General features: G+C 65.4%; 19 protein-coding genes. 9 read left to right on the top strand and 10 right to left on the bottom strand.

Going from position 1 to position 15,576, the window contains the following annotated elements; genetic code table 11:
* Window positions 1-17 precede the first annotated feature (17 nt).
* Window positions 18-1,670, top strand: coding sequence for a chaperonin GroEL (gene groL, locus GSH16_RS02145; protein WP_160851402.1), 1,653 nt, complete (start codon window positions 18-20; stop codon window positions 1,668-1,670).
* A 72-nt stretch (window positions 1,671-1,742) separates the two neighbouring features.
* Here the strand turns inward: groL and GSH16_RS02140 are convergent, their stop codons facing one another.
* Window positions 1,743-2,414 carry an outer membrane protein gene (locus tag GSH16_RS02140; protein WP_160851400.1) on the bottom strand — a complete coding sequence of 224 codons (672 nt, stop codon included), beginning with the start codon at window positions 2,412-2,414 and terminating at the stop codon, window positions 1,743-1,745.
* Window positions 2,415-2,598: 184 nt separating this feature from the next.
* On the opposite strand from GSH16_RS02140, the gene GSH16_RS02135 reads away from it, so the two are divergent.
* From GSH16_RS02135 to GSH16_RS02125, 3 genes are all read left to right on the top strand, one after another.
* A complete protein-coding gene (locus tag GSH16_RS02135; protein ID WP_160851399.1) occupies window positions 2,599-2,796 on the top strand; it encodes a DUF3955 domain-containing protein in 198 nt (65 codons plus the stop codon).
* A complete protein-coding gene (locus tag GSH16_RS02130; RefSeq protein WP_160851397.1) occupies window positions 2,793-3,638 on the top strand; it encodes a DMT family transporter in 846 nt (281 codons plus the stop codon). Before GSH16_RS02135 ends, GSH16_RS02130 begins: the two co-directional genes overlap by 4 nt.
* 111 nt (window positions 3,639-3,749) lie before the next feature.
* A complete protein-coding gene (locus tag GSH16_RS02125; protein ID WP_160851395.1) occupies window positions 3,750-4,061 on the top strand; it encodes a YegP family protein in 312 nt (103 codons plus the stop codon).
* Window positions 4,062-4,128: 67 nt separating this feature from the next.
* Here the strand turns inward: GSH16_RS02125 and GSH16_RS02120 are convergent, their stop codons facing one another.
* The 3 genes from GSH16_RS02120 to GSH16_RS02110 all read right to left on the bottom strand — a co-directional run bounded on the left by GSH16_RS02120 (window position 4,129) and on the right by GSH16_RS02110 (window position 5,989).
* Window positions 4,129-5,193: a 5-(carboxyamino)imidazole ribonucleotide synthase gene (locus tag GSH16_RS02120; protein WP_160851393.1), complete on the bottom strand. Its 1,065-nt coding sequence runs from the start codon at window positions 5,191-5,193 to the stop codon at window positions 4,129-4,131.
* Window positions 5,186-5,671, bottom strand: a complete 486-nt coding sequence (gene purE, locus GSH16_RS02115) for a 5-(carboxyamino)imidazole ribonucleotide mutase (RefSeq protein WP_160851392.1) — start codon at window positions 5,669-5,671, stop codon at window positions 5,186-5,188. The genes GSH16_RS02120 and purE overlap by 8 nt, the downstream gene beginning before the upstream one ends.
* A 99-nt stretch (window positions 5,672-5,770) precedes the next feature.
* Window positions 5,771-5,989, bottom strand: coding sequence for a YdcH family protein (locus GSH16_RS02110; RefSeq protein ID WP_160851390.1), 219 nt, complete (start codon window positions 5,987-5,989; stop codon window positions 5,771-5,773).
* A gap of 198 nt (window positions 5,990-6,187) precedes the next feature.
* Between GSH16_RS02110 and GSH16_RS02105 the strand changes: the two genes are divergently transcribed.
* Window positions 6,188-6,604 (top strand): Hsp20 family protein, encoded by a 417-nt coding sequence (locus GSH16_RS02105; protein ID WP_160851388.1) that lies wholly within the window; start codon window positions 6,188-6,190, stop codon window positions 6,602-6,604.
* Between the two features lie 13 nt (window positions 6,605-6,617).
* Window positions 6,618-6,842 (top strand): DUF1150 family protein, encoded by a 225-nt coding sequence (locus tag GSH16_RS02100; RefSeq protein ID WP_160851387.1) that lies wholly within the window; start codon window positions 6,618-6,620, stop codon window positions 6,840-6,842.
* Between the two features lie 86 nt (window positions 6,843-6,928).
* On the opposite strand, the gene GSH16_RS02095 is transcribed toward GSH16_RS02100, so the two are convergent.
* Both GSH16_RS02095 and trxB read right to left on the bottom strand, forming a co-directional pair.
* On the bottom strand, window positions 6,929-8,635 hold the full coding sequence (locus GSH16_RS02095; RefSeq protein ID WP_160851385.1) for a bifunctional sulfate adenylyltransferase/adenylylsulfate kinase: 1,707 nt from the start codon (window positions 8,633-8,635) through the stop codon (window positions 6,929-6,931).
* A 132-nt stretch (window positions 8,636-8,767) separates the two neighbouring features.
* The gene (gene trxB, locus GSH16_RS02090) at window positions 8,768-9,709 is read right to left on the bottom strand and encodes a thioredoxin-disulfide reductase (RefSeq protein ID WP_160851383.1); all 942 of its coding nucleotides are present in this window, start codon (window positions 9,707-9,709) and stop codon (window positions 8,768-8,770) included.
* Window positions 9,710-9,903: 194 nt separating this feature from the next.
* On the opposite strand from trxB, the gene GSH16_RS02085 reads away from it, so the two are divergent.
* The gene (locus tag GSH16_RS02085; protein WP_160851381.1) at window positions 9,904-10,401 is read left to right on the top strand and encodes an Lrp/AsnC family transcriptional regulator; all 498 of its coding nucleotides are present in this window, start codon (window positions 9,904-9,906) and stop codon (window positions 10,399-10,401) included.
* Between the two features lie 24 nt (window positions 10,402-10,425).
* Here the strand turns inward: GSH16_RS02085 and GSH16_RS02080 are convergent, their stop codons facing one another.
* From GSH16_RS02080 to lgt, 4 genes are read right to left on the bottom strand one after another with little or no spacing between them, the layout of a single operon-like run.
* Entirely contained in the window at window positions 10,426-11,601 is a 1,176-nt protein-coding gene (locus tag GSH16_RS02080; RefSeq protein ID WP_160851379.1) for a M24 family metallopeptidase, read from the bottom strand.
* A gap of 8 nt (window positions 11,602-11,609) precedes the next feature.
* A complete protein-coding gene (pgeF, locus tag GSH16_RS02075) occupies window positions 11,610-12,371 on the bottom strand; it encodes a peptidoglycan editing factor PgeF (RefSeq protein ID WP_160851378.1) in 762 nt (253 codons plus the stop codon).
* The gene (locus tag GSH16_RS02070; RefSeq protein ID WP_160851376.1) at window positions 12,368-13,420 is read right to left on the bottom strand and encodes a class I SAM-dependent methyltransferase; all 1,053 of its coding nucleotides are present in this window, start codon (window positions 13,418-13,420) and stop codon (window positions 12,368-12,370) included. Before GSH16_RS02070 ends, pgeF begins: the two co-directional genes overlap by 4 nt.
* The gene (lgt, locus tag GSH16_RS02065; RefSeq protein ID WP_456238552.1) at window positions 13,417-14,316 is read right to left on the bottom strand and encodes a prolipoprotein diacylglyceryl transferase; all 900 of its coding nucleotides are present in this window, start codon (window positions 14,314-14,316) and stop codon (window positions 13,417-13,419) included. Before lgt ends, GSH16_RS02070 begins: the two co-directional genes overlap by 4 nt.
* A 188-nt stretch (window positions 14,317-14,504) precedes the next feature.
* Between lgt and GSH16_RS02060 the strand changes: the two genes are divergently transcribed.
* Both GSH16_RS02060 and GSH16_RS02055 read left to right on the top strand, forming a co-directional pair.
* Window positions 14,505-14,756, top strand: coding sequence for an accessory factor UbiK family protein (locus GSH16_RS02060; RefSeq protein ID WP_160851374.1), 252 nt, complete (start codon window positions 14,505-14,507; stop codon window positions 14,754-14,756).
* 269 nt (window positions 14,757-15,025) lie between these two features.
* Window positions 15,026-15,529, top strand: a complete 504-nt coding sequence (locus GSH16_RS02055; protein ID WP_160851372.1) for a type III secretion system chaperone family protein — start codon at window positions 15,026-15,028, stop codon at window positions 15,527-15,529.
* Window positions 15,530-15,576: the final 47 nt, after the last annotated feature.

The raw sequence follows: 15,576 nt of genomic DNA, 5'->3' as shown, positions 1-15,576 counted from the left end.
TATAGGAGCACATGAACATGGCTGCTAAAGACGTCAAATTCGATACCGACGCCCGCAACCGCATGCTCAAGGGCGTGGACATTCTGGCAAACGCCGTGAAAGTCACCCTGGGCCCGAAAGGCCGGAACGTCGTTCTGGACAAGTCCTTCGGCGCACCGCGCATCACCAAGGACGGTGTCTCTGTCGCCAAGGAAATCGAACTGGACGACAAGTTCGAGAACATGGGCGCGCAGATGGTGAAGGAAGTTGCTTCCCGCACCAACGACGAAGCCGGTGACGGCACCACCACTGCGACCGTTCTGGCCCAGGCCATCGTCCGCGAAGGCATGAAGTCGGTTGCCGCCGGCATGAACCCGATGGACCTCAAGCGCGGCATCGACACCGCGGTTGCGACCGTCGTGGCCAAGATCAAGGACAGCGCACGTCCGGTGAACGACAGCGACGAAGTCGCACAGGTCGGCACCATCTCCGCCAACGGCGAAGCCGAAATCGGCCGCCAGATCGCCGACGCGATGCAGAAAGTCGGCAACGAGGGCGTCATCACCGTCGAAGAGAACAAGGGCCTGGAGACCGAGACCGAGGTCGTCGAAGGCATGCAGTTCGACCGCGGCTACCTGTCGCCCTACTTCATCACCAACCCCGACAAGATGGTGGCCGAGCTCGACGACGCGCTCATCCTCCTGCACGAGAAGAAACTCTCCTCGCTGCAGCCGATGGTCCCGCTGCTCGAAACCGTCATCCAGTCCGGCAAGCCGCTCATCATCATCGCTGAAGATGTCGACGGCGAAGCTCTGGCAACGCTGGTGGTCAACAAGCTGCGTGGCGGCCTGAAGATCGCTGCCGTCAAGGCACCGGGTTTCGGCGATCGCCGCAAGGCCATGCTGCAGGACATCGCGATCCTGACCGGCGGCCAGGTCATCTCCGAAGACCTCGGCATGAAGTTGGAAAATGTCGGCATGGAAATGCTCGGCACGGCCAAGAAAGTCCGCATCACCAAGGACGACACCACGATCGTCGACGGTGCTGGCGAGAAGGCCGAGATCGACGCGCGCGTCGCTCAGATCCGCCAGCAGATCGAGGAAACCTCCTCCGATTACGACCGCGAGAAACTGCAGGAACGTCTGGCCAAGCTGGCTGGCGGTGTTGCCGTGATCCGCGTCGGCGGTTCGACCGAGGTCGAAGTGAAAGAGCGCAAGGACCGTGTCGATGACGCGCTGAACGCGACCCGTGCGGCCGTTCAGGAAGGTGTCGTCGTGGGCGGCGGTGTCGCTCTGGTTCAGGCGGCCAAGGCTCTGGCCGACATGACCGGCGAAAATGCCGATCAGGATGCGGGTATCTCCATCGTGCGCCGTGCGCTCGAAGCCCCGCTGCGCCAGATCGCCGAAAACGCCGGCGTCGACGGTGCCGTTGTGGCCGGCAAGGTCCGCGAATCCTCCGACGCGGCCTTCGGCTTCAACGCCCAGACCGAAGAATATGGCGACATGTTCTCCTTCGGCGTGATCGATCCGGCCAAGGTTGTCCGCACCGCTCTGGAAGATGCGGCGTCGGTTGCCGGCCTGCTCATCACCACCGAGGCGATGGTTGCCGACAAGCCGGAGCCGAAAGGCGCGGCTGCTGGCGGCGGCATGCCCGACATGGGTGGCATGGGCGGCATGGGCGGCATGATGTAATCAGCCGCTTCCGCAAGGAACAGGGAAAGGGCTGCCTTCGGGCGGCCCTTTTCTTTTGTCCGATGCGTCCGGTCAGAACCGGTAGCTGTATCCCAGCGTGATCGCGTGGGCCGCATAGGGCGCGTTCACGAAATCGGTCGGAATGAATGTCTGTGTGGTGGAAAAGCTGAGGTCCCGTGTCATCCGGTACCTGTAGCCCAGATCGACAGCACCGGACGGACCGACATCAAATTGCAGGCCGAGGCCAAGTTGCCCCGCAAGCGCCGTGTCGCTGTCGTCGACGAGCGTCACACCGGTTTCGCTCTTGCCGAGATGGCTGACCCGCGCAAAGCCGATCCCGCCGCCCGCATAGGGACGCACCGTCGCGCCGACCGGGAAATCGTACCAGAGGTTCACAGTGCCGAAGAGCGCCGTGAAATCACCGTCATAGGTCGCATAGGGGCTGCCGATCTCTACCGTGTTGTTGCGGCTGTAGGACAGTTCCACCTCCGCCCGCAGGTCGGGTGTGACCCGTGCGCCGAAAGCTGCACCGATCGTGCCGCCGTTGTCTGTCGTGATCGTGCCGTTTCCGACGATCACGTCCGGCACGGTCTGCAGCGCGTCGAAGTCGAAGTCCGGCATGCGCGTCGCGCCGATATAGAGCGTCGCATATGTGTCTGAGAAGCCGAGCGTCTGCGCGGTTCCCGGCGACGGGACTGCCAGTCCGATCGCTGCCAGCGCGGCATATCCGATGGATCGAAACATCTTGAATCCTCCGCTGTTGGGTTGCGGACAAGGCTAGCCCTGCTCTGATCGCACTTCAATCCTCAGGTTGAGCGGCATTCAGACAATTCGCCCGAAAACTGGTCCACGACAGCGTCGCCCTTCCGTCCGGCCGCCGGTTCGGTTACCCCTGCAGTACCCGCAACCGGCCGTAAGAGGTGCCCCGATGTTTTTGCGACTCCTGACGATCCTCCTGCTCGTGGTCGGGCTCCTGTCGGCCATCATCGAACGGCGCTTCGTGAGCGGCATCGACGAAAATGGTGTGGTGCAGGAAAGCTTCTTCCTGCCGCTCTCCTTCATCGCGGGCGGTCTGGGGCTGGTGCTGCTCGTCGTCCTGATCGTGCGCGGACGGGGCCGGGGATGAGCCGAGCCGCGCTTGCCGGCCTGACGGCACTGGCGCTCATCGCCTTTGCTGCCAATTCCGTGCTGACCCGCGCGGCTCTTGTCGGAGGCCAGATCGGAGCACCCGAATTCAGCGCGATCCGGCTCGTGTCGGGCGCGGTGACGCTGGCGCTCCTGCTGGCTCTGCGCGGCAACTGGAACCCGGGCCCGCTGCCCGTGCGGCCCGCTCTGGCGCTGCTGGGCTACACGCTTGCATTCACTTTCGCCTATCTGGCGCTCGATACCGGCACCGGTGCGCTGATCCTCTTCGGCATGGTGCAGATGACCATGTTCGCGGGCGCGGTCCTGTCGGGCGACCGCCCGCCACTGCTCCGCTGGTGCGGGGCGGTGCTCGGCTTTGCGGGGCTGGTCGTGCTCTTCCTGCCCGGCGCCGCCGCGCCCGATCCGCTCGGGTTCGTGCTGATGGCGCTGGCGGGCCTGTCCTGGGGGATTTTCAGCCTGCTCGGCCGCGGGGTGAAGGACCCGCTCCGGGTCACCGGGCTCAGCTTCTGCCTTGCCGCGCCGGTCTCGGTTCTGGCGTGGGCGCTGGCGCCCTCCGGCCTGCCGGTGAGCGGCGCAGGCCTCCTGCTGGCGATCCTCTCGGGCGCGGCAGCTTCGGGTCTGGGCTATGCGCTCTGGTACGCGATCCTGCCCGCGCTCGGCGCCACCCGCGCGGCCGTGATGCAACTGGTCGCGCCGCTCTTGGCGGTTGCGGGCGGGATGCTGTTCCTCTCCGAGCCGCTGACGCTACGGTTCATCATCGCCGCCCTGATGGTGCTTGGCGGCGTTCTTCTCGCCACGCTCGCTGGTCGCCGCGGCGCCTGACACGCAGCGGCTTGCGCTTTCGTCCGGCCCGCGCAATCCTGTGCGCAGGGCAGGGCCGCAATTTCGGCCGCCCGGTGGGGAGTATCAATTTATCAATCAGGGACAAAGCTTATGGCCGGAGAGAATGACAAGTTCGAGGTTTATCAGGACAAGCGCGGCGAATATCGCTGGCGCCGGATCGCCAGCAACGGGCAGATCGTCGGCGCGGCCTCCGAGGGCTACACAAAGAAGGCCGATTGCGAGGCCAACATGAACCGCGGTGCGGTGGCGTCCGACAAGTGGGAATTCTACACCGACAAGAAGGGCGAGCATCGCTGGCGGCGCAAGGCCAGCAACGGCCAGATCGTCGGTGCATCGAGCGAGGGCTACAAGGCCAAGTCCGATGCCGAGGCCAATGCCGCCCGTCAGGGCTATACCGGCTGATCCCGCGTCCGGTCCGGCGCAATAGGCGCCGGGCCGGCGTTTCGCGCAGGCGGCCCCGGTGACGGGGTCAGCCCAGCGGGCGCACCCGGTTGACGTGACCCATCTTGCGCCCGTCGCGGATATCCGCCTTGCCATAGAGGTGGATCGCATCCTGCAGATACTGTTCCAGCCCGTTCAGGTCCTCGCCGATCAGGTTGATCATCTCGACATTGGCAAAGCGTGATCCGTCGCCCAGCGGCATGCCGGTGATGGCGCGGATATGCTGCTCGAACTGGTCGATGGCACAGCCGTTCTGGGTCCAGTGGCCGCTATTGTGCACGCGCGGCGCGATCTCGTTGACGACCAGTCCACGGTCGGTCACGAAAAGCTCCACCCCCATCACGCCGACATAGTCGAGCGCGTTCAGGATCCGGCCGGTGAGCAGCACGGCGTCGAGCTTCAGCGCCTCCGGAATTTCCGCAGGCACCAGCGTGCGGCGCAGGATCCCGTCGCGATGCATGTTCTCCCCGGGGTCGAAACAGACGGTCTGTCCGTCGGCGCCGCGCGCGCCGATGACGGAAATCTCCCGCTCGAAATCGACGAACCCTTCCAGCACGGCCGGCTGGTGGTCGAGCAGTTCCAGCGCCCGCTTGGCCTGATCCGGCCGGTCGATCCGCATCTGGCCCTTGCCATCATAGCCCATGCGCCGGGTTTTCAGGATCGACGGGGTGCCGATCACGCCGAGCGCAGCCTCCAGCATTGGCAGGTCGTCGATCCGCGCATAGGGCGCGGTGGTCAGGCCGATCCCGGTCAGGAAATCCTTCTCGTCGATCCGGTCCTGGCTCACGGACAGCGCGCGACGGCCCGGGCGCACCGGCACGATCGCCTCGATCGCGTCAAGCGCCTCGGCGGGCACATTCTCGAACTCGAATGTCACCAGGTCGACTGCGCGTGCGAACCGCTCCAGTGCGGCGATGTCGGTCCAGGCCCCGCAGGTGACATCGGGCACGACCTGACCGGCGGGCGGCGCATCGGCCGGGTCGTAGATGTGACAGCGATAGTCGAGACGGGCCGCTGCCATGGCGAGCATGCGCCCGAGCTGGCCGCCGCCGAGGATGCCGATGGTGCTGCCGGCGGGAAGGATCTCACTCATCGCGCGGCTCGTCGGGTACGGCGGCGGTCTGGGCGGCGCGCCAGGCGGTCAGCCGTTCGGCCAGTTTCTCGTCCGTATTGGCAAGGATCGCGGCGGCGAGCAGTCCGGCATTGGCGGCACCCGCCGGACCGATGGCCAGCGTGCCGACCGGCACGCCCTTGGGCATCTGGACGATGGAATGGAGCGAGTCGACCCCGCTCAGCGCCTTCGACTGCACCGGCACGCCGAGCACCGGCACCCGCGTCATCGCGGCGAGCATCCCCGGCAGGTGGGCGGCGCCACCGGCACCGGCGATGATGACATGCAGGCCGCGCCCCGCGGCGCTTTCGGCATAGTCCGCCATACGCTGCGGCGTGCGGTGGGCAGACACGATTTTGGCCTCGTAGGGCACCTGAAGCGCGTCGAGCACGTCGGCGGCCTCCCTCATGGTCGGCCAGTCCGACTGGCTGCCCATCACGATCCCTACGCGGGTGACCATAGTCTGCCTCCTTGGCTGTCGCCGGTCCGGGTCCGGCCCTGTCTCTCGGGGCGCACTATAGGCACCGCGCCCCGCGCTGCAAGCGCGCGAAATGCCCGTTCAGGCAATGATGTCCGGGGTCAGTTCATCCTCGATCCGCGCCAGCCGGTCCTTCAGGCCCAGCTTGCGCTTTTTCAGCCGCCGGAGCGCCAGCGGATCGGCGCGGCCCTCCGCGTCCAGCGCGGCAATCGCCTGATCGAGATCACGATGTTCGGCCTCGAGCTGTTCCTTCTCCATCAGCAGGATTTCCTTGCGGTCGAGAATGGGCGGCTCGGTCATGTTCGGGGACGTGTCCTTCTGGTCGTAAGGGCGAAAAAATCCGGCCCGTGGCGGAGGATAGCAACGGCGGCGCCTTTCGCCTAGAGTTGAATGGCGCGGCCCTTGTTTTTCGGGCTGCAAACGCCATATCAGACCCAAGCCGGTTTGCTGCAAAAGCGGGGACCGGACGACCAGTCGCTTCTTGAAAGGACTAGACACATGACGAAGGTTTCCTTTGCGTCTCACCCGTTCCTTCTGGGCTTTGAGCAGCTCGATCGGCTGGTGGAACGAACCGCAAAGACGGGGGCGGATGCCTACCCGCCCTATAATATCGAACAGACCGACCAGAATGCCTACCGCATCACGCTGGCCGTCGCCGGGTTCTCCGAAGACGACCTCTCCATCACGGTGGAGGACAGCCAGCTTGTGATCCGCGGACAGCAGAAGGATACGGGCGAAGGGCGCGTCTTCCTGCATCGCGGCATTGCCGCCCGGCAGTTCCAGCGCAGTTTCGTCCTTGCCGATGGCGTCGACGTCACCGGCGCCCGGATGGAAAACGGATTGCTGCACGTGGATCTGACCCGGCAGGCACCGAGTTCCGTCGTCCAGAAGATTGAAATTCGGAAGAGCCAGTGAAAGGAGGCACTTCATGACCGATTTTGCCACTGATACAGGCCGGCTTGCCGACCGCATCGTCTATGTCCGCGTGGCGGACAATGAACTGATCCCCGACGAATTGAAGCCAGTTTCGGAATCGCAGACGCTCTACACGATCCATGACAGCGTGGGCACGCAGCTCGCCATTGTCTCGGACCGGTCGGAAGCGTTCCGCGTCGCCCGCTTCAATGACATGATGCCGGTCAGCGTGCACTGACTACGCGCATCTGCCGGTAGAGACGAAAACGGGGCCCTGCGGGGCCCCGTTCTGCTTTGGATGGTCGGCTTCGGGCCGCACGTGCGTCAGGCTTTCACGAGCCCCATGCTTTCGAGCTTCAGAAGCACCTGCTGGGCGCAATAGTCGACGTCGAGATTCTCGGTATCGACCACCAGTTCCGCCTGCGTCGGTGCCTCATACGGGTCGGAGATGCCGGTAAATTCCTTGATCTTCCCGGCCCGCGCCATCTGGTAGAGCCCCTTGCGGTCACGGCGCTCGCATTCTTCGAGCGAGGTGGCGACGTGGATTTCCACGAAGGCCCCGTATTGCTCGATATCCTCGCGCACCGCACGCCGGGTCGCCGTGTAGGGCGCGATCGGCGCACAAATCGCGATGCCGCCATTCTTGGTGATCTCCGACGCGACATAGCCGATCCGGCGGATGTTCAGGTCGCGATGCTCCTTGGAGAAGCCAAGCTCCGACGAGAGGTTCTTGCGCACCACATCGCCGTCAAGCAGCGTCACCGGGCGGCCGCCCATCTCCATCAGCTTGACCATGAGCGCGTTGGCGATGGTCGACTTGCCCGAACCGGACAGGCCGGTGAAGAAGACCGTGAACCCCTGTTTGGAGCGCGGCGGCTTGGTGCGGCGCAGTTCCGTCACCACTTCGGGGAAGGAGAACCATTCGGGGATCTCCAGCCCCTCCTGCAGGCGGCGGCGCAACTCGGTGCCCGAGATGTTGAGCACCGTTGCATCCTGCGCCACCTCGTCTGCCGGCTGGTATTCGGCGCGTTCCTGCACGTAGACCATATGCTTGAAGGGCACCATCTCGACGCCGATCTCGCTTTCATATTCGCGGAACAGGTCCTGCGCGTCATAGGGCCCGTAGAAATCCTCGCCCGCGCTGTTCTTGCCGGGGCCGGCATGGTCGCGGCCGACGATGAAATGGGTCACGCCATGGTTGGCGCGGATCAGCCCGTGCCAGACGGCCTCCCGCGGGCCGGCCATCCGCATGGCCAGATTGAGCAGGCTCAGATGGGTGGTGGCCGACGGATATTTGTCGAGCACGGCCTCGTAGCAGCGGACGCGGGTGAAATGGTCGATATCGCCCGGCTTTGTCATGCCCACGACCGGATGGATGAGCAGGTTGGCCTGCGCTTCCTTGGCTGCGCGGAAGGTCAGTTCCTGATGCGCGCGGTGCAGCGGATTGCGGGTCTGGAAGGCGACGATGCGGCGCCATCCCATCTTGCGGAAATAGGCGCGCAATTCGTTGGGCGTGTCGCGGCGGCCGCGATAGTCGTAATGGACCGGCTGCTGGATGCCGGTGATCGGACCGCCCAGATAGACCGGTCCGGCCTGATTGTGCAGATAGTTCACCGCCGGATGGGCCAGATCGTCGGCGCCGAAGACCTTTTCGGCCTCGCGTGCCTTGTCGGGCGTCCATTTGTCGGACACGGACAGGATGGCAAGGATCACGCCTTCCTGATCGCGCAATGCAATGTCCTGGCCCGGTTCGATCGTGTCGGCGAAACTCTGGCTGACATCGAGCGTGATCGGCATCGGCCAGAGCGACCCGTCGGTCAGGCGCATCGTGTCGACCACACTGTCGTAATCGGCTTCGGACAGGAAACCCTTGAGCGGGTTGAACCCGCCATTCATCAGGAGTTCCAGATCGCAGATCTGGCGCGGGGTCAGATCCCAGGAGGGCAGTTCGGCCGCCTCCTGCTTCAGTTTCGCGGCGCTGTCATAGGACACGTAGAGTTCGGAAATCGGTACAAGATTGGGACTGGGCATCACTGCTCTCGCTCTGGTTCGGAGGTCCTGTTTATCGGTCGCCGGCGTAATGCACCCATTTCCGGCCTGCTTCAACCGAAATCAGGGACAATGTTCCAAACACAGGCCCTGATTTCGGCAGATTTCGGGAAATTATTCTTCTTCCGACAGGAAGTGCTCTGCGTCGAGCGCCGCCATGCAGCCCATTCCGGCCGAGGTGACCGCCTGGCGGTAGACCGGATCGGTCAGGTCGCCGGCCGCAAAGACGCCCGGGATCGAGGTGCGCGTGGACCCCGGCGTGACCTTCACATAGCCGCCCATATGCGTCTCCAGCTGGTCTTTCACCAGTTCGGAGGCCGGTGCGTGGCCGATGGCGACGAAGACACCCTTGCAGGGGATCTCCTGCGTTTCGCCGGTCTGGGTATGGCGGACGCGAACGCCGGTGACACCCAGCGGGTCATTCTCGCCCAGCACCTCGTCCAGTTCATGGAACCAGAGGGTTTCGATCTTTTCGTTCTTGAACAGCCGCTCCTGCAGAATTTTTTCCGCCCGCAACTCGTCGCGGCGGTGGATGAGCGTGACCTTGGAGGCGAAGTTGGTGAGAAAGAGCGCTTCCTCCACGGCCGTGTTGCCGCCGCCGATCACGACGATTTCCTGCCCACGATAGAAGAAGCCGTCGCAGGTGGCGCAGGCCGAGACGCCGAAGCCCTTGAATTTCTCTTCCGTCTCCAGCCCCAGCCATTTGGCCTTGGCGCCGGTCGCGAGGATCACCGCATCGGCCGTGTAGGTCGTGCCGGTGTCGCCCTGCGCCGTGAAGGGGCGCTTCGACAGGTCGAGCGAGGAGATATGGTCGGAAATGATCTCGGTGCCCATCGCTTTCGCATGGGCTTCCATGCGGACCATCAGGTCGGGACCCTGCACTTCCGTATCGCCCGGCCAGTTTTCGACCTCGGTCGTGGTTGTCAGCTGGCCGCCCGGCTCGATCCCCTGAACGAGGATCGGGTCCAGCATCGCGCGGGCGCCGTAGACGGCGGCCGTGTAGCCGGTCGGGCCGGAACCGATGATGAGCAGGCGGGTGTGGCGGGTGGTGGACATGAAACACTCTCTTTGCGGCTGTGGTGCTGCCTATATAGGCGGCGCGACCACGCGGGGAAACCCGCCGCGGACGCGCGGGCGGCAGGCTTGCGGCGGGTGCAGGTCTTCTTGTCGAAAGTTGCGGGATTGCGAAATATTGTTGCGCATGACGGCGGTCGTTTGTAAGAAGAGGGAAAGCAGCCAAGGACATGTTGATGCCAAGCACCAAACTCGATCCGATCGACCGCAAGATTCTCGCCGAACTGCAGGCCGACGGGCGCATGACCAATGTCGAACTGTCGCGCCGTGTGGGCATTTCGGCCCCGCCCTGCCTGCGCCGCGTCCGCGCGCTGGAGGAGATGGGGCTTATCACCGGCTACCATGCCTATGTCAACGCCCGCGAATTGGGGTTCGAGGTGCAGGTTCTGGCCATGGTCGGGTTGAACTCGCAGGCCGAATCGGACCTGTCCGCATTCGAGGAACAGGCCCGTGGCTGGCCCCTCGTGCGCGAGTGCCACATGCTCAACGGCGAGATCGATTTCATCCTGAAATGCGTGGCGCCGGACCTGTCCACCTTCCAGCGTTTCCTGACCGAGGACCTGACCGCCGCGCCAAATGTGGCGAGCGTGAAGACCTCGCTCGTGATTCGCTGTGCCAAGGACGAGCCGGGTGTGCCGTTCGACGTGCTCGAGGAACGCGCGCAGCGCAGTTGAGCCGCCGCCGGAGCGGGTCGGCTATCAGCAGATCAGAAGTTCGGTCCCGTGGCGGGATAGCGGTTCCGCGCCCGCCCCGGTGATGACCGAGGTGCGGCCAAGGCACATGGCCTTGCCGCGCGCGCTGTCCATCAGGATCATGTGCAGGAAGAAGACCATGCCGGGCGCCATCACCGTCGGCGCGCCGTCATAGAACATCTGGTCTTCCATCCAGCTCGGCGCGAAGCGCGCGCCGAGCGCGTAGCCGCAGGCATTGAGCCGGTGCGCCCCGAGCCCGGCCGTGTCGAGCACGCTTGCATGAGCGTCAAACACACGGGACATCGGATCGCCCGGGCGCAGAGCGGCCTCGCAGGCGAGCAGCGCATCCTGCGCCGCGGTATGCAGTTCCAGATGCGCCGGGTCGGGCGCGCCGACCACCAGCGTGCGCATCATCGCCGCGTGATAGTGCCGGTAGACCCCGGCCCATTCGAGCGTCAACTGGTCGTCGCCGTCGAGGCTCCGTCGCCCGGTGCGATACCGGCAGAGCAGCGCATCAGGACCCGAGCCGATGATGAACGGATTGCCCGGATAGTCGCCGCCGCCCTGAAAGACCGCACCCTGCATATGGGCAAGGATATGTGCCTCGTCCGCGCCGGCGCTGGTCACGTCGAGGGCGGCATCGAGCGCCTCGTCGGCAAGCGTGGCGGCGGTGCGGACGCAGGCCAGTTCCTCTTCCGACTTCACGAGCCGAAGCGTGGAGACAAGGTCCGATGCCTCGACAAGCGTCGCATGCCCGTCGAGTGCGGCGGTCAGCCGGATATGGTTCGCCGCCGTCAGCCCGTGGGTGTTCGTCTCGATCCCGAGCCGCTTGCCGGTCAGGCCGAGCGTGTCCAGCATCGCCGCCAGATCTGCCGCCGGGTCGGCATCGACGCCGTCGCGCCAGACGCGGATGTCGCGCAGGGTGGACGTCCGCTCCGCCTGCCGCAGATCGGCCGAGCGGGTCAGGAGCGCAGGCGCGGCACCGCCGACCACCAGACACTGGAAGAAACAGTAGCCGAACGTGTCATGGCCGGTCAGCCAGTACTGGCTTTCGGGCGCGAAGATCAGCATGCCGTCGAGCCCGCGCCGCTCCATCTCGCGCGCCAGCAACCCGTTGCGGCGGGCAAATTCGGCATCGGAGAAATGGGTGCGCGGGGGCAGGGCGGTCGGCGCGTCTGGCATCTTGGTCCTCAGATCCGGATGACGGAGATGAGCCGGCCGTAATCGGCCTCTCCGGCATGGGTGGTGCGGCGGTAGGAATAGAACCGGTCCGGATCGGTGAAGGTGCAATGGCCGATCCAGGTCGCGTCCCCCACATCCGCATCGCGGAGCCGCGACAGGCAGAAACCGGGCAGATCGAACATCAGCCGGTCGCCCTGACCACCGGCGAAGAACCGTTCCGCTCCGTCGGCCTCGGCCATGACCGTGTCGAAAAATTCCGGTCCGACCTCATAGGCGCGCTGGCTGATGCAGGGGCCGATGGCCGCCGAGGTCCGCGCGCGGTCCGCGCCCAGATCCTCCATCGCTGCGAGCGTTGCTTCGATGACGCCGCCCACGGCACCCTTCCAGCCCGCATGGGCGGCGGCGACGATCCCGGCATCGGGGTCTGAGAAGAGGATCGGCGCGCAATCGGCGGTCAGGATGCCGAGCGCCATGCCCGGCCGGTCGGTGACCATGGCGTCGGCCTTCGGCTTGCCATTCACCCAGCCGCCGTCCGGCACGACGGCCACGGTCGGGCTGTGGACCTGATGGAGGGACAGAAGCTGCGCGGGCTCCACCTGCATCGCATCGGCGACGCGCTTGCGGTTGACGGCGACAATGTCGCTTTGGTCGCTCGACCCTTCGCCACAGTTTAGGCCCGAAAAAATGCCGGAAGAGGCGCCGCCGCGCCGGGTGAAGAACCCGTGCGGGACCCCGTCAAGCAGATCGGAGGTGAGGATCTCCAACGTCATGGTGCAAAACCTGCCAGCCGGTCAGGCGCGAGGGATGTCACGGCCTGAACCTTGAACAGGTTTCCCATTTCCGCCGGATGGGTCAAGCGCCGATGTTCCGAGGCGATCGCCGCGGACCGGTCCGGCCGGGCGGCTGCCAGCGCCTGCGCGCGCGCCGTGATCCCCAGCCGTTCGAGGAAATGCCCCTGCGTCGTGACCGGCGTGGCCCGCGCCGGTGCAGCGGCAGCGGCGAGCGGTTTGAACCGCACATGCGCGGTCAGGTCGGCATCGCCGGGATGGGCGAAGACCGGCTCCGGCTTATGGTCGCGCAACGCCTGCAGCGTGTCGCCAAGCCCGTCCTCCGCGCCATAGTCGATCCAGAGCGCAGCACCACCCTGCGCCGCAATCCGGGCGCCGGTATTAGCAGCAATCGCCTCCCCCGCCGGGCAGGTCTCGAGGATGCGCCCCTCCGGCTCGATCAGCAGCGCAGGATCCTGTTGCACCGCCGGACCCAAGGTGAAGCGGAACGATACCCCGTCACTGGCAATGCGCCGTTCCTGCCAGCCGAGATCGGTTTTCTGGAATTGCCGGATCGGCAGCGCGTCGAAAAACTCGTTGGCAACGAGCAGCAACGGCATGTCGGGCAGAGTTTCGACATGATCATGCCAGCGAACCTGCCGGTCCCCCAAGGCCTCTTTCTGACGCGCGCGCAGGGCCGGGCTTGTTTCCACCAGATGGACCTGCACCGCTTCGGCAAATCCGGGCACGGCGCGGGCGACGCGCAGAATGTCGGCCATCAGGGTGCCGCGGCCGGGCCCCAGCTCGACCAGTGCCACCGGATCGGGCCGCCCCAGCGCGTCCCATGTCTCCGCCAGCCAAAGGCCGATCATCTCTCCGAACATCTGGCTGACTTCCGGCGCTGTCGTGAAATCGCCTTTTGCGCCGAGCGGGTCCTGCTTACGGTAATAGCCATGTTCGGGATGGCCGAGGCAGAGCGCCATGAACAGGTCCACACCGATCGGCCCGTCTGCCGCGATCCGGTCATGCAGGAGCCGCGCCAGCGCCGTCATGCGGGGCGTTTCGCGGAGACGATGAGCGCGATGCCGATCAGGATCATCGGCAGGGACAGGATCTGGCCCATGGTCAGGCCGAGCGCATCGGGGCCTGTGCCGAACTGGATCGCGTGGCCGAGCGGATTGCCGGCCGACTGGAATTGCGCATCCGGTTGGCGGAACAGCTCGACGAAGGAGCGCGCCAGCCCGTAGCCGAGGAAGAACAGCCCCATGATCCGTCCCGGCCAGTGCAGCCAGTGTCGGCGCAGGATCAGGACGGCCATCAGCGCAAACAGGAGCGCCCCTTCCAGCAGCGCCTCGTAAAGCTGCGACGGGTGACGGGTGCAAATCCCGATCCAGTCGGGCGGGCACAGCTGCGCCGCCGGATCGGGAAAGGCCACCGCCCAGGGCAGATCGGTCGGCCGCCCCCAAAGCTCGCCATTGATGAAGTTCGCCAGACGCCCGAAGAAAATCCCGATGGGCGCCGCGAAGGCCACGGCATCGGAAACCTGCAACAGCGGCACGCCGCGCAGCCGCGCCCAGAGAGCCACCCCGACGATGACGCCCAGAAACCCGCCGTGGAAGGACATGCCCCCGTCCCAGACCCGCAGGACCTGCATCGGATCGGTCCACAGCATCGCGGGCTGGTAGAAGAACACATAGCCGAGCCGGCCGCCGATGATGACCGACAGGATCATCCAGGTCAGAAGGTCTTCGGGCTGTTTCGGTGTCATCGGCGCGGTTGCACCGGGCCAGAGCGCGGGCCGTTTCACCAGCGCCACGATCAGCGCCCAGCCGAGCAGCAGACCAGCAATATAGGCCAGCGCGTACCAGCGGATCGCGAGCGTCATCCCGAACAGGTCGACGGAGAAGAGCACCGGATCGATATCGGGAAAGGGCAGGGCAAGCAGCATGGCGCGGGGCTCCGGTCTGGCGCGGTCGGGTTCCCCCCGTGCTTCCCGTCTGGGCGCAGCAAAGTCAACGCCGGATCGCGGCGCTTGCGGGGGCGCTCCGGTGCCGGCTGCGGCACGTTGCAGGCGGAGTGTCTTGGCATTTGGCGCCGCTGCGCCCATATAGGGAGCATCGGCGCAAGGAGGTTCGCATGCAGACCCGCAACAAATTTTTCGACGATATGTCCCAGCTCATGACCAACGCGATGGGCGTGGCGCAGGGGGCCAAGGATGAGGCCGAAACAGCCATGAAAAGCCTCATGGACCGGTGGCTCGCCGACCGGGATTTCGTCACCCGCGAGGAGTTCGACGCGGTGCGGGCTATGGCCCAGAAAGCACGGGAAGAAAACGAGGCGCTGAAGGCCCGTATCGAGGCGCTCGAAGCCGGATCGAAGGCCGGCTGACCGGCCGGTTTGCGGGCCGGAACCGGCCCCGCCGGACGGCCCGTAGCGAGCGGTTTGAACGATGGTGCGGCGCGCAGGATTGCGTGCCGTTTTTTTGTGCAACGCACCCCCTGTCGTGAAGCTTTCACGAAGTTTGTGCTTTACAGGCGCCAGATTTGCTCCCACCATATCTCGTATGCAGCGGGCGTTCGCCCCTGCTATATAGATAGGCTCCCAGCCCCTAGCGGGGTCCGCTCCGCCTCGGTGCTACAAATTGAGGGGAACCCGGCATGGCAAGCGTTGAGCACTACCTGAACTCCGAAGATCTTCATCCGATCGACATTGTCGAGACACTCGCGGAACATCACGAGTGGGACTTCGACCGTGTGGCGGATGACCAGATCGCGATGGCAATCGAAGGGTCGTGGCGGACCTATTCGCTGTCGCTGGCCTGGTCGGCCTATGACGAGACGCTGCGCCTGATCTGCACGTTCGACATGGACCCGCCGGCGGAGAAACTGGCGCTGCTCTACGAGGCTCTCGACCGTGCCAATGACAAATGCTGGACCGGCGCCTTTACGCTCTGGCGCGAACAGAAGTTGATGGTGTATCGCTACGGGCTGAACCTGTGCGGCGGGGCCTCTGCCTCGGCGACGCAGATCGACGACATGGTGCGCGCAGCGGTGCTGGCCTGCGAGCGGTTCTACCCGGCCTTCCAGCTCGTTTGCTGGGGCGACGAGAGCCCGGCCGACGCGATGGGCGTTGCCATGAACGAAGCATACGGGCGCGCCTGACCGCCGGTCCCTTCCGGCGGCGCTTCGAGGGTGCGCCGCCAACGGGA

Origin of the sequence: Oceanomicrobium pacificus, assembly GCF_009833495.1 — a bacterium.
Taxonomy (GTDB): domain Bacteria; phylum Pseudomonadota; class Alphaproteobacteria; order Rhodobacterales; family Rhodobacteraceae; genus Oceanomicrobium; species Oceanomicrobium pacificus.
The sequence above is the reverse complement of the archived record's forward strand: the minus strand, read 5'-3'. Positions and strand labels throughout refer to the sequence as shown.

Coding starts and splice junctions, on each gene's coding strand:
- groL (WP_160851402.1), top strand. CDS start 18: ATGGCTGCTAAAGACGTCAAATTCGATACCGACGCCCGCAACCGCATG.
- GSH16_RS02140 (WP_160851400.1), bottom strand. CDS start 2,414: ATGTTTCGATCCATCGGATATGCCGCGCTGGCAGCGATCGGACTGGCA.
- GSH16_RS02135 (WP_160851399.1), top strand. CDS start 2,599: ATGTTTTTGCGACTCCTGACGATCCTCCTGCTCGTGGTCGGGCTCCTG.
- GSH16_RS02130 (WP_160851397.1), top strand. CDS start 2,793: ATGAGCCGAGCCGCGCTTGCCGGCCTGACGGCACTGGCGCTCATCGCC.
- GSH16_RS02125 (WP_160851395.1), top strand. CDS start 3,750: ATGGCCGGAGAGAATGACAAGTTCGAGGTTTATCAGGACAAGCGCGGC.
- GSH16_RS02120 (WP_160851393.1), bottom strand. CDS start 5,193: ATGAGTGAGATCCTTCCCGCCGGCAGCACCATCGGCATCCTCGGCGGC.
- purE (WP_160851392.1), bottom strand. CDS start 5,671: ATGGTCACCCGCGTAGGGATCGTGATGGGCAGCCAGTCGGACTGGCCG.
- GSH16_RS02110 (WP_160851390.1), bottom strand. CDS start 5,989: ATGACCGAGCCGCCCATTCTCGACCGCAAGGAAATCCTGCTGATGGAG.
- GSH16_RS02105 (WP_160851388.1), top strand. CDS start 6,188: ATGACGAAGGTTTCCTTTGCGTCTCACCCGTTCCTTCTGGGCTTTGAG.
- GSH16_RS02100 (WP_160851387.1), top strand. CDS start 6,618: ATGACCGATTTTGCCACTGATACAGGCCGGCTTGCCGACCGCATCGTC.
- GSH16_RS02095 (WP_160851385.1), bottom strand. CDS start 8,635: ATGCCCAGTCCCAATCTTGTACCGATTTCCGAACTCTACGTGTCCTAT.
- trxB (WP_160851383.1), bottom strand. CDS start 9,709: ATGTCCACCACCCGCCACACCCGCCTGCTCATCATCGGTTCCGGCCCG.
- GSH16_RS02085 (WP_160851381.1), top strand. CDS start 9,904: ATGCCAAGCACCAAACTCGATCCGATCGACCGCAAGATTCTCGCCGAA.
- GSH16_RS02080 (WP_160851379.1), bottom strand. CDS start 11,601: ATGCCAGACGCGCCGACCGCCCTGCCCCCGCGCACCCATTTCTCCGAT.
- pgeF (WP_160851378.1), bottom strand. CDS start 12,371: ATGACGTTGGAGATCCTCACCTCCGATCTGCTTGACGGGGTCCCGCAC.
- GSH16_RS02070 (WP_160851376.1), bottom strand. CDS start 13,420: ATGACGGCGCTGGCGCGGCTCCTGCATGACCGGATCGCGGCAGACGGG.
- lgt (WP_456238552.1), bottom strand. CDS start 14,316: ATGCTGCTTGCCCTGCCCTTTCCCGATATCGATCCGGTGCTCTTCTCC.
- GSH16_RS02060 (WP_160851374.1), top strand. CDS start 14,505: ATGCAGACCCGCAACAAATTTTTCGACGATATGTCCCAGCTCATGACC.
- GSH16_RS02055 (WP_160851372.1), top strand. CDS start 15,026: ATGGCAAGCGTTGAGCACTACCTGAACTCCGAAGATCTTCATCCGATC.